A 12,294-nucleotide genomic window follows, 5' to 3' on the forward strand; every position below is an offset into this window, starting at 1 on the left:
CACGTCAGATCACTCCGTTCGACTTGAGCAGGCGCACTTCCTCGTCGCCGAGGCCGAGTTCGCCGACGTAGACCTCTTCGTTGTGCTGGCCGAGCAGGGGTGAACTGGTCACCTCGACGGGGGAGTCGGACAGCTTGAGGGGGCTGCCGACGGTCACGAAGTCGCCGCGCTCGGGGTGCGGGACGGTGACGACCATCTCGTTGGCGACGAGCGAACGGTCCTCGATGATCTCCCGGGTGGACAGGATCGGCCCGCACGGGATGTTGTGCGCGTTGAGCCGCTCCAGCACCTCCCACTTGGGCAGCGTCGAGGACCACTCCTCGATCAGCTGGAACATCTTGCCGAGCTTGGGCAGCCGCGCCTCGGGCGTCGCCCACTCGGGGTCGGCGGCCAGCTCGGGCCGGCCGATGAGCTCGCTGATGGGCTGCCAGCCGACGGGCTGCACGATGACGTACACGTAGTCGTTCGGGCCGCCCGGCGCGCACTTGACCGCCCATCCGGGCTGGCCGCCGCCGGACGCGTTCCCGGACCTGGGAACCTCGTCGCCGAAGTCGTCGTTGGGATATTCAGCGAGCGGCCCGTGTGCCAGACGCTGCTGATCCCGCAGCTTCACCCGGCACAGGTTGAGTACGGCGTGCTGCATGGCCACGTTGACCCGCTGCCCGCGCCCGGTGCGCTCCCGTTGGTAGAGCGCGGCGAGGATGCCCGCCACGGCGTGCACACCCGTCCCCGAGTCCCCGATCTGGGCCCCCGTCGCCAGCGGCGGCCCGTCCTCGAAGCCGGTGGTCGACATCGACCCGCCCATGGCCTGCGCGACGACCTCGTACGCCTTGAAGTTGGTGTACGGGCCCTCGCCGAACCCCTTGATGGAGGCATAGACGATCCGTGGATTGATCTCCTGGATGCGGTCCCAGGTGAAGCCCATCCGGTCCACCGCGCCCGGGCCGAAGTTCTCGACCATGACGTCGGAGCGCCGGATCAGCTCGGTGAGGATCTCCTTGCCGCGCTCGGTCTTGGTGTTGAGGGTGATGCTCCGCTTGTTGCAGTTGAGCATCGTGAAGTAAAGGGAGTCGACGTCCGGCAGGTCACGCAGCTGCTTGCGCGTGATGTCGCCGGTCGGCGCCTCCAGCTTGACGACGTCCGCGCCGAGCCAGGCGAGCAACTGGGTCGCCGACGGCCCGGACTGGACGTGGGTCATGTCCAGGACGCGGATGCCTTCGAGGGCCTTGGTGGAGGTAGCTGTCATCGGGGGGCACCTCACTTGTACATGGTCTGGTTCATGGTTCCGGGGGCGTATGCGTCGGGGTCGACCCAGACGTTGATCAGCGACGGCTTGCCGGACTCGCGGGCTCGCCTGAGGGCCGGGCCGATGTCGGCGGGGTCGCGGACCTCCTCGCCGTAACCGCCCAGCATCTGGGCGAACTTGTCGTAGTGGACGTCGCCGAGGGTGTTGCCGACCCGGTCCCGGTCCTTGCCGTACTTGGCGGCCTGGCCGTAGCGGATCTGGTTCATGGAGGAGTTGTTGCCGACGATGCCGACGAAGGGGAGGTCGTAGCGGACGAGCGTCTCGAAGTCCCAGCCGGTGAGGGAGAACGCGCCGTCGCCGAAGAGCGCGACGACCTCCTTGTCGGGCCGCGCCTGCTTGGCCGCGAGCACGAAGGGGACGCCGACGCCGAGCGTGCCGAGCGGGCCCGGGTCCATCCAGTGCCCGGGTGACTTGGGCTGTACGACCTGCCCGGAGAAGGTGACGATGTCGCCGCCGTCGCCGATGTAGACGGAGTCCTCGGTGAGGAAGTCGTTGATCTCGCTGACCAGGCGGTAGGGGTGGATGGGTGAGGCGTCGGACCTCAGGTTGGGCAGCCGCTTCTCCAGAGCGGTCTGCTCGGCCGCCCGCAGCTCGTCCAGCCACTCCTTGCGCCTGGACGCACCGCCGTTGCTGTATCCATTAGAAGCGTGCCCGGAGGCCGCCTCCGTCACCGACTTCAGCACCAGGCCGGCGTCGCCCACGATGCCGAGGTCGATGTCGCGGTTCTTGCCGACGGTGCGGTAGTCGAGGTCGATCTGCACGACGGTCGCGTCCGGAGACAGCCGCTTGCCGTAGCCCATGCGGAAGTCGAAGGGCGTCCCGACGATGACGATGACGTCGGCGTTGGAGAAGGCGTACCGCCGGGAGAGCTGGAAGTGGTGTGGGTCGCCGGGCGGGAGGGTGCCGCGGCCGGCGCCGTTCATGTACGCCGGGATGTTCAGCGTGCGCACCAGCTCGATGGCCGATTCCGTGCCCCGGGTCGTCCACACCTGACTGCCGAGCAGGATCGCCGGCTTCTCGGCGTGCACCAGCAGGTCGGCGAGCTTCTCGATGGCCTCCGGGTCTCCGGCCGAGCGGGTCGAGGCGCGGTAGGCGCCTTCCTGCGGCACACGTGCCTTGTCCGCAGGCACCTTGGCGTCCAGCACGTCGCGCGGGATCTCCAGGAAGGAGGGGCCGGGGGCGCCGTGGAAGCACTCGCGGAACGCCATCGACACCATGTCCGCGGCGCGGCCCGTGTCGGGCACGGTCGCCGCGAATTTGGTGATGGGGTTCATCATGTCGACGTGCGGAAGGTCCTGGAGGGACCCCATCTTGTGCTGGGTGAGGGCTCCCTGACCGCCGATCAGCAGCATCGGGGACTCCGCGCGGAAGGCGTTGGCGACACCGGTGACGGCGTCGGTCGTCCCCGGTCCCGCGGTGACCACCGCGCAGCCGGGTTTGCCGGTGATGCGCGCGTAACCGTCGGCGGCGTGGGCGGCGACCTGCTCGTGGCGTACGTCGACGACCTCGATGCCCTCGTCGACGCAGCCGTCGTAGATGTCGATGATGTGGCCGCCGCACAACGTGTAGATGCGGTCGACCCCCTCGGCCTTCAGCGCCTTGGCTACGAGATGACCACCGGAGATCAAGTCCTGGGTGTCGTCGGGCATGGCGAAGTCCTGTCCCTTCGTAGGGGGTTGGAGCGGCTCGCAGTACATTGCATACAGTCGACGAATACTGTATGAAGCTTGTTATCCCGCATCCGGTGGGTGGTGTCCAGGGGGCGTGCGGCACTTTCGGGGGACTGGGGGTCGCTCCCCAGAAGACACGGCAGTCAGGAGCCGAAATGGACCTGTACGAACACCAGGCAAGGGAACTCTTCGAAGAACACGGCATCTTGGTGCCGCGGGCCGAGGTGACGGACTCACCCAAGGAGGCCCGTGAAATCGCACGCCGGCTCGGTGGCCGTGTCGTGGTGAAGGCCCAGGTGAAGACCGGTGGCCGCGGCAAGGCAGGCGGGGTGAAGCTCGCCGCCGACCCGGCCGCGGCCGAGCTCACCGCCCGTCAGATCCTGGGCATGGACATCAAGGGCCACCGGGTCGGCAAGGTGATGCTGGCCCAGCCCGTGGACATCGACACGGAGTTCTACGTGTCCTACGTGCTCGACCGCGCGGCGGGCCGCTTCCTCGCGATCGCCTCGGCCGAAGGCGGCATGGAGATCGAGGAAGTCGCCGCCACCCGTCCCGAGGCCGTGGCCCGCATCCCGATCGATCCCGCCGAAGGCGTCACCTCGGCGAAGGCCGGCGAGATCGCCGAGGCGGCCGGGCTGCCGCCGCAGACCGTCGACGTCCTCGTACGGCTGTGGGAGGTCCTGGTCCGCGAGGACGCCCTCCTCGTCGAGGTGAATCCGCTCGTCCGCACCGGGCAGGGGCGGATCCTCGCCCTCGACGGCAAGGTCACCCTCGACGACAACGCCCGCTTCCGGCAGGCGCGGTGGGGCGCGGACGACACGGAACACGACGACCCGCTGGAGGCGGCGGCTGCCGCCAAGGGCCTCAACTACGTCAAGCTCGACGGCGAGGTCGGCATCATCGGCAACGGCGCCGGCCTCGTCATGTCGACGCTCGACGTGGTCGCGGGATGCGGCGCGCGACCGGCCAACTTCCTCGACATCGGCGGCGGTGCGAGCGCCCAGGTGATGGCGGACGGACTGTCGGTCATCCTCTCCGACCCGGCCGTGACATCCGTCTTCGTCAACGTCTTCGGCGGCATCACCGCCTGCGACGCGGTCGCCGACGGCATCGTGCAGGCCCTGGAGGCCGTCCGGTTGACCAAGCCGCTCGTCGTGCGCCTGGACGGCAACAACGCGGCCCGGGGCCGAGCCATCCTCGACGAGCACGCGCATCCGCTGGTCCAGCAGGTCACCACCATGGACGGCGCCGCCGCCCGTGCCGCCGAACTCGCCACCACGGCCTGAGGAGAGGGAACGCCATGGCCATCTACCTCACCAAGGAGAGCAAGGTCCTCGTCCAGGGCATGACCGGCGGCGAGGGCATGAAGCACACGCGGCGGATGCTCGCGGCCGGCACGAACGTCGTCGGCGGCGTCAACCCGCGCAAGGCCGGCCGCACCGTCGACTTCGACGTCCCCCAGTGCCTCAAGGGCCTGGGAGGTGCCCCCATGGCCGTGCCCGTCTTCGGCTCGGTCGCCGACGGGATGCGCGCCACCGGAGCGGACGTCACCGTCGTCTTCGTGCCGCCCGCCTTCGCCAAGGCGGCCGTCGTCGAGGCCGCCGACGCCGGCATCGGCCTCGCCGTCGTCATCACCGAGGGCATCCCCGTCCACGACTCCGTCGCCTTCACCGCGTACGCCCAGGACAAGGGCACCCGCGTCGTCGGCCCCAACTGCCCGGGCCTCATCACCCCCGGCCAGTCCAACGCGGGCATCATCCCGGCCGACATCACCAAGCCGGGCCGCATCGGCCTGGTCTCCAAGTCCGGCACGCTGACGTACCAGCTCATGTACGAGCTGCGCGACATCGGCTTCTCGACCTGTGTCGGCATCGGCGGCGACCCCGTCGTCGGCACCACGCACATCGACTGCCTCGCCGCCTTCCAGGACGACCCCGACACCGAACTGATCGTCCTCATCGGCGAGATCGGCGGCGACGCGGAGGAACGCGCGGCGGCGTACGTCCGCGAGCACGTCACCAAGCCGGTCGTCGGCTACATCGCCGGATTCACCGCACCCGAGGGCAAGACCATGGGGCACGCCGGCGCGATCGTGTCCGGCTCCTCCGGAACGGCCGCCGCGAAGAAGGAGGCCCTGGAAGCGGCCGGGGTGAGCGTGGGCAGCACACCGACCGAGACGGCCAGGCTGGTGCTCGCGCGACTCGAAGGCCGATAGCCGGCCACTCACGCCGATCACCGGGCCGACTGCCGGGCCGTCGACGCCGACTACCCGGCTGGGCCGACCGCCGGGCCACCCCACGCTGCATTTCCCCGCCCCCGACTGTGCACCGAGAGCGGAGCAACCCCATGGCACCCACCCTCACCCTCAAGACCGGCACGTCCTGGCCCGATGCGTGGCAGCGCTGTCTCGCCGTCGCCCCCGAGGCCTTCCGCGACGACCGGGTCCTCAACCTCTGGAACGGCGCCTGGCAGGAGGACGGCCGGGTCCTGCCCGCCGTCAGCCCGGTCGACGGCAGCCCGATCGCCGGCCCGCCCCGCCTGGACGGGGCCACCGCCCACCGGGCCGTGTGCGCCGCACTCGACCGGCACCGCGCCTGGCGGCACCTTCCCCTGGAGGAGCGCCGGGCCCGGATCGCGGCCACCCTCGACGCCCTCACCGAACACCGCAGCCTGCTCGCACTCCTGCTCGTCTGGGAGATCGGCAAGCCCTGGCGGCTCGCCCTGGCGGACGTCGACCGGGCCATCGACGGGGTCCGCTGGTACGTCGACGGCATCGAACCGATGCTCGCCGGCCGGACCCCGCTGGACGGCCCCGTGTCCAACATCGCCAGCTGGAACTACCCGATGAGCGTGCTCGTTCACGCATTGCTGGTCCAGGCACTGGCAGGCAACGCGGTCATCGCCAAGACCCCGACCGACGGCGGTGTCGCCTGCCTGACCCTGGCCTGTGCCCTCGCCGCCCGCGAGGGAGTTCCCGTGACCCTCGTCAGCGGCAGCGGAGGCGAGCTGTCCGAGGCGCTGGTGCGGGCGCCCGAGATCGGCTGCGTCTCCTTCGTCGGCGGCCGCGACACCGGCGCCGCCGTGGCCACGGCCGTCGCCGACCTCGGCAAACGACACGTCCTCGAACAGGAAGGACTCAACACCTGGGGCATCTGGAACCACTCGGACTGGGACACGCTCACCGCGGTGATCCCCAAGCTCTTCGACTACGGCAAGCAGCGCTGCACGGCGTACCCGCGCTTCGTCGTCCAGCGGCACCTGTTCGACGCGTTCCTGGCGGCGTACCTCCCGGCGGTGCGCACGCTCAGGGTCGGGCATCCGCTCGCCGTGGAGCAGCGGGACGACCCGTACCCGGAGCTGGACTTCGGGCCGGTGATCAACGCGGCCAAGGCGAAGGAGCTGCAGGACCAGGTCGCCGAGGCGATCGAGCGCGGCGCCGTACCACTGCACCGCGGCAGGCCCGACGAGGCCCGCTTCCTGCCCGGCCAGGACACCTCCGCCTACGTCCAGCCGGTCACGCTCCTCAATCCGCCCCCGTCCTCTCCGCTGCACCACGCGGAGCCGTTCGGCCCGGTCGACACGATCGTCCTGGTCGACACGGAGGCGGAGCTGCTGGCCGCGATGAACGCCTCCAACGGCGCACTGGTCGCCACGCTGTCCACGGACGACCGGGCGACGTACGACCGGCTCGCCCCGCACATCCGCGCGTTCAAGGTCGGTCACGGCACCCCACGCTCCCGGGGCGACCGCCACGAGCTGTTCGGCGGGCTCGGCGCGTCCTGGCGCGGCGCGTTCGTCGGCGGCGACCTGCTGGTGCGTTCGGTGACGCGGGGACCACAGGGGGAGCGGCTGCCGGGCAACTTCCCGGAGTACCAGCTGCTGCCCTGACGAGGGGGGCGCGTCCGACGCCGGTTCGCCACGCGGTCCCGCCCGTGGGTGCCGGCGTCGGACGCCTACGTTGTCCGCCCGCCCGGTAGGGCGGGCCGGGCGCTCCCCGGACCGGCCCCGGGCGCGGCAAGACATCGCTCAGCCGATGCCCTGCCGGTCCGGGCGCAGGGCGAACTCCCGGTCCGCCGAGGTCGGCGCGGCCAGGCCGACAGCCTGCCGGAGCAGTTCGCGATGGCGCAGCAGCGGCTCGCGGCGTTCCGGCGGCGCGAGCAGGAGGAGGTCGTCCAGGCCGGCCAGCATGCGCCGGGAGACCTGCGGGCTCCCGGCGGCGCATCCCCGTGTCTCGGCGAACCCGAGGTCCACCAGCTCGGTCCAGCCGGGCACGGGCTGCACCAACCGCACCGCACCGGCCCGGTCCCGGTGCAGGGCGGCGTCCAGCGGCCGACGGCTCATCGCGGCCAGGAACTGGACGACACGGTCCAGCGCCTGCACGGCGGTCGTCGGATCGTTGATCGCGGACGACAGGGCGCGCAACGCGATGTCGGACAACTGCCGCAGCCCGAAACCGAGATCCTGGTGGTAGGTCCGCTCCACCCCCACCGAGATCGCGTAGCGCAGCACCCGGCGCGGCGGGACCGGACCACCGTGCACCGCCAGCACGGGCATCCCGGGTACGACGAAGTCCCCGATCCGAGGGATCAGCCGCAGCACGACCCCGTGCGCGCGCGCCACCCGCACCAGCCGCGCGATGTGCACGTCCCGCAGTACCCCCGCCCGGCCCTCGTGCGGCACCCACGCCGTCTCGGTGCCGAGGACGGGAGCCTCCTGCCCGCCCGCCGGTACGGGCATCGAGGCGGCGACCCGGAACGACTCCGTGGCGATCCGCGCGATCACATGACTGATCCGCATCAGCCGCAGGGTGGCGTTCACGTACAGCACGAAGAGGAGCAGGCTCAGCGCGACCATGCAGAGGGTGAGGACCGACTGCACCAGAGGCACCGAGGTGACGGCCCGGGGGTCGTCGACACTGTCGAAGCTCGTCAGGACCAGCAGGGTCAGCACGAAGGTCGCCAGGAAGACCGCGAAGGTCGCCTTGGTGATCCGGCTCCGGACGAAGAGCCGCACCACGCGCGGGGTGAACTGCCCGCTCGCCATCTGCACGGCCACCAGCGAGATGCTGAAGACCACACCGATGAAGGTCATCATCGCCGAGCCGACCGCGCTCACCACCGCCTTGGCGTCCTCCGCGAACCGCAGCAGCTCGTCGAGCGTCTCGTAGTCCCGGTCCTTCTGGAGCGCGTCGACGATGGCCGCGTCGAGCAGCTGCGCCCCCACCCAGACCACGAAGACACTCACCATCGCGGCCATGGGGGCGAACCAGAACGTGTCCCGCAGATGCTCCCTGAGCGGCGACAGCGCACGCGGGCGACGCCTCGCCGAGGAGCTCTGCGTAACCATCCAGTCACTCATGGTGCGACCCTAGAGGTATCGGGGCGCGAGGTCCCGGACCCCCGCCAGGCGGACGGAAACGCAGGTGAAAGGCACTCCGAAAGCTTGGTATTGTTGTCCGTGTCGCCGCGGGGAGCACCCCTGGCACGGCGGCAGACACCTGGTCCGGGTGGCGGAATGGCAGACGCGCTAGCTTGAGGTGCTAGTGCCCTTTATCGGGCGTGGGGGTTCAAGTCCCCCCTCGGACACAGACCAGCTCGGGCGGGTCGAGATCTTCTCGACCCGCCCGAGCTGCTGTGCGTTCCCGGGGTTCATGACCGGGGTTCATCACCGGGGCTCAGTGCCGGTAGCCCCGCAGCTTGCGGTACAGCGTCGCCCGGCCGATCCCCAGCGCGGCCGCCGCGCGTGCCTTGTTGCCGCCGTGGCGGCGCAGCGCCTCCAGGATCGCGGCGCGCTCGGCACGCTCCATCGGGCTGAGCGGGCGCGCGGCCGGTCCTTCCCGGACGGCGTCCGGCAGTTCCGCCCGGCGGACCGGCCCGGACACCCGCCGGTGCTCCGCGAGGGCCCGGACGACATGGGCCAGCTCGGTGACGTTCCCGGGCCACGGGTACAGCTCGAGCGCGCGCAGGGCGTCCAGGGTCCAGGTCAGCGGCGGCTGCCCGGGCGCAGGGCGGGGGGTGAGGGCCGGCAGGAGGTCCCGGATGTCGTCGGTGCGTTCCCGCAGCGGCGGCAGGGTCACCGAGCGGGCGGACAGTTTGTCCAGCAGGCGCTGGAGGCAGGGGCCGGCCGGCGCGCCGGGCGTGTAGGTGACCAGCAGCCGGGCGTCCGGGTGCCGGTCGAGCAGGGAGTTGAGCGCGGCCACGCCGGGCTGCGCGAGGCGCTCGGCGTGGCGGAGCAGGAGCGGACGGTCGGGCTGCCACGCGGGCAGGGCATCGTCGAGCCCGGCGTCCTGGGCCGCGTCCGCGACCTGGACGGGGCCCGTGCCGGACAACTCCCGTGCCAGCGCGGACTTGCCCGTGCCGCGCTCACCGGTGAGCAGCAGGGGCTCCCGGGAGCGGGCCAGTTCGACGGCCCGCCCGACGGCGTGCCGCCAGGGGACCGAGGAGCCGGTCAGAGCGACCGGCGGGGACGGGGCCGGCACCGGGAGCGCGGAAGCGTCGAGGGCTTCCAGGGTGGCCACGATCCCGATGGCCCTGCCGTCCAGACGCACCGGTGTGATGCGCGCGGTGCACCCGGCTCCCTCCGGCAGCTCCGCGAAGCCCGTTTCCCGCGCGCCGGCCGCCGTGCGCTCCAGCGCCCCGAGCACCTCGGGCGTCAGCAACCGCTGTGCCGCGTCGCTGACCAGCCGGTTGCGGCCGTCGAGTGCCGCCACGGCCCGGTCCGGCCCCTGCGCCGCCCGCACGTAGGCATCCAGCAACACCCGCTCACCCCGCCCGGCCCGCGCCCGCAGCTCCGTCTCGACCGCCGCGGCGGTCGCCTCGGCGAAGGCCGCCTGCGGATGCGGCGGTCCGGCGGCGCACAGCCGGGACGCGACCGTCAGGGTGCCCAGCACCTGCCCGCTCTCCGGCCCGAGCACCGGGACACTGACCGCGGACACGTCCTGCCACCGGTCGAGGAAGTGCTCGGGCCCGTGCACCTCGGCCCGGCTCCGGGTGCGCAGGGCGAGGGCCGCGCTGTTGTGGCCGACCTCCTGCTCCGACAGGACGGTGCACGCGCCGAACCCGGGTACGTTCCCCGCCGACCACACCACGCGCAGCCGCTCGTCGGTCAGGAGGAGCAGCGACCGGCCCACGCCCAGCGCGGGGACGATCCGGTCGAGGACCGGCCGGGCGGCACCGAGCAGCGTCGACTCCCGGGAGATCGGGGGGCCCGCCGGCGACTCCTCCAGGTCGTGCGGCACGCCGTAGAACCGTGCCCGCCGCCATGCCGCGACGACCTCCTCCGGCACGCCCTGCGGCAGCGGGCACCCCGACAGGAACCGCTCGCGGGCGACACGCAGCGAGGGCCGGGCGGTGGCTGCGGGGGAGGGGTCTGTGGTGGTCACGGCACCGCCCACCGTAACGGGTTCGGTTGAACGGCAAACAACTGCGGGTGCCGGTGCCGCCCTTCGCCCGGCACTCCGGTGTCTCGTAATGAGACACCCGCGCCCGTCCGAAGCCCCCCATGATCATGCACGTCCCGCATCCCGCCGCCCCAACCCCTTCCGCAGGAGCGCCCCGTGTCCACCGTCGTCGAGACCGACGTCCTGATCGTGGGCAGCGGCCCGGCCGGTGCCTCGGCCGCGCTCGCCCTGAGCACCTACGGCGTGCCCAACATCGTGGTGACCCGCTACGCGAGCCTCGCCGACACGCCCCGCGCGCACATCACCAACCAGCGCACCATGGAGGTGCTGCGCGACCTCGGCGTGGAAGTGGACGTCGTCGCCCAGGCCACCCCGCAGCACCTGATGGGCAACACGACCTTCTGCACCAGCCTGGCGGGCGAGGAACTGGGCCGGGTGCGCTCCTGGGGCAACGACCCGCTGGTGCAGGCCGAGCACGAACTCGCCAGCCCCACCCGCATGTGCGACATGCCGCAGCACCTCATGGAACCGGTCCTCGTGAACGCCGCCGTCGCCCGCGGCACCCGGCTCCGCTTCCAGAACGAGTACCTCTCCCACACCCAGGACGCCGACGGCGTCACCGCGACCGTCCGCGACCGGCTGCGCGGGGACACCTACGAGATCCGCGCCAGGTACCTGATCGGCGCCGACGGCGGACGGTCGAAGGTCGCCGCGGACGCCGGGCTGCCGATGGGCGGCCAGATGGGCGTGGCCGGCAGCATCAACATCGTCTTCGAGGCGGACCTGAGCAAGTACACCGCCCACCGCCCGTCCACCCTCTACTGGGTGCTCGCCCCGGGCGCGACGGTCGGCGGCATCGGCGCGGGCCTGGTGCGTTGCGTGCGCCCCTGGAACGAGTGGCTCATCGTCTGGGGCTACGACGTGAACGCCGGCGCGCCCGACCTGACCACCGAGTACGCCGAGTCGGTCGTCCGGCAGCTCGTCGGCGACGACGACATCCCCGTGACCGTCAAGTCGTCCTCGGCGTGGACCGTCAACGAGATGTACGCGGAGTCGTACGCGAACGGCCGTGTCCTCTGCGCCGGCGACGCCGTGCACCGGCACCCGCCGTCCAACGGCCTCGGCTCCAACACCTCGATCCAGGACGCCTACAACCTCGCCTGGAAGCTCAAGCTGGTCCTCGACGGCACCGCCCACCCCAGGCTGCTCGACAGTTACACCGCCGAACGCGCCCCGGTGGGGCGGCAGATCGTCACCCGCGCCAACCGGTCCATCCGCGAGACCGCCCCGGTCTTCGAGGCCCTCGACGGGCTCTCCCCGCAGACCCCCGAGCAACTGTGGGCCAACATCGCCGCCCGCAAGGACGCCACCGAGGCCGCCGAGAAGCAGCGGGCCAGGCTGCGCGAGGCGATCGCCTTCAAGGTCTACGAGTTCAACGCGCACGGCGTCGACCTCAACCAGCGCTACACCTCCGGTGCCATCGTCCCGGACGGCACGCCCGACCCCGGCTTCGCCCGCGACCCCGAGCTGCACCACCAGCCGTCCTCCCGCCCCGGCGCCCGGCTCCCGCACGCCTGGATCACCTCCGGCACCCGCACGCTCTCCACCCTCGACACGATCGGCCGGGGCCGCTTCACCCTGCTGACCGGCATCGGGGGAGAGGACTGGGTGCGGGCCGCCTCGGCTCAGGACATCCCGGTCGCCACCGTGGTGATCGGCCCCGGCCAGGAGTACGAGGACCCCTACGGCGACTGGGCGCGCCTGCGCGAGATCTCCGACGCGGGCGCCCTCCTCGTCCGTCCGGACGGGTTCGTCGCCTTCCGGCACGCGTCCGCCGCACCGGACGCCGGAGAACTGCTGGCGGACGCGCTGCGGCGGATCCTCGGCCACGCCTGAGCGCGCCATCATGGAAGAAGCGG

General features: G+C 71.8%; 8 protein-coding genes and 1 tRNA gene. 5 read left to right on the plus strand and 4 right to left on the minus strand.

What is annotated here, in order from left to right:
- Positions 1-4 precede the first annotated feature (4 nt).
- Positions 5-1,246: a formyl-CoA transferase gene (frc, locus tag AB0G20_RS12570; RefSeq protein ID WP_361300015.1), complete on the minus strand. Its 1,242-nt coding sequence runs from the start codon at positions 1,244-1,246 to the stop codon at positions 5-7.
- A gap of 11 nt (positions 1,247-1,257) precedes the next feature.
- The gene (locus tag AB0G20_RS12575) at positions 1,258-2,955 is read right to left on the minus strand and encodes a thiamine pyrophosphate-binding protein (protein ID WP_361300018.1); all 1,698 of its coding nucleotides are present in this window, start codon (positions 2,953-2,955) and stop codon (positions 1,258-1,260) included.
- A gap of 176 nt (positions 2,956-3,131) precedes the next feature.
- Here AB0G20_RS12575 and sucC point away from each other — a divergent pair, with 176 nt between their 5' ends.
- The 3 genes from sucC to AB0G20_RS12590 all read left to right on the plus strand — a co-directional run bounded on the left by sucC (position 3,132) and on the right by AB0G20_RS12590 (position 6,864).
- A complete protein-coding gene (gene sucC / locus AB0G20_RS12580; protein ID WP_361300021.1) occupies positions 3,132-4,262 on the plus strand; it encodes an ADP-forming succinate--CoA ligase subunit beta in 1,131 nt (376 codons plus the stop codon).
- A 14-nt stretch (positions 4,263-4,276) separates the two neighbouring features.
- Positions 4,277-5,191, plus strand: a complete 915-nt coding sequence (sucD, locus tag AB0G20_RS12585; RefSeq protein WP_361300024.1) for a succinate--CoA ligase subunit alpha — start codon at positions 4,277-4,279, stop codon at positions 5,189-5,191.
- 131 nt (positions 5,192-5,322) lie between these two features.
- The gene (locus tag AB0G20_RS12590) at positions 5,323-6,864 is read left to right on the plus strand and encodes an aldehyde dehydrogenase family protein (RefSeq protein WP_361300027.1); all 1,542 of its coding nucleotides are present in this window, start codon (positions 5,323-5,325) and stop codon (positions 6,862-6,864) included.
- 138 nt (positions 6,865-7,002) lie between these two features.
- Here AB0G20_RS12590 and AB0G20_RS12595 read toward each other — a convergent pair whose 3' ends face one another.
- Positions 7,003-8,334 (minus strand): DUF2254 domain-containing protein, encoded by a 1,332-nt coding sequence (locus AB0G20_RS12595; RefSeq protein ID WP_361300030.1) that lies wholly within the window; start codon positions 8,332-8,334, stop codon positions 7,003-7,005.
- 142 nt (positions 8,335-8,476) lie between these two features.
- Here AB0G20_RS12595 and AB0G20_RS12600 point away from each other — a divergent pair.
- A tRNA-Leu gene (locus AB0G20_RS12600) sits at positions 8,477-8,561 on the plus strand.
- Positions 8,562-8,650: 89 nt separating this feature from the next.
- Here the strand turns inward: AB0G20_RS12600 and AB0G20_RS12605 are convergent.
- Positions 8,651-10,357: a helix-turn-helix domain-containing protein gene (locus AB0G20_RS12605; protein WP_361300033.1), complete on the minus strand. Its 1,707-nt coding sequence runs from the start codon at positions 10,355-10,357 to the stop codon at positions 8,651-8,653.
- Positions 10,358-10,531: 174 nt separating this feature from the next.
- On the opposite strand from AB0G20_RS12605, the gene AB0G20_RS12610 reads away from it, so the two are divergent.
- Positions 10,532-12,271, plus strand: a complete 1,740-nt coding sequence (locus AB0G20_RS12610; RefSeq protein WP_361300036.1) for an FAD-dependent monooxygenase — start codon at positions 10,532-10,534, stop codon at positions 12,269-12,271.
- Positions 12,272-12,294: the final 23 nt, after the last annotated feature.

This window comes from Streptomyces sp. NPDC024017 (genome assembly GCF_040638895.1).
GTDB lineage: Bacteria > Actinomycetota > Actinomycetes > Streptomycetales > Streptomycetaceae > Streptomyces.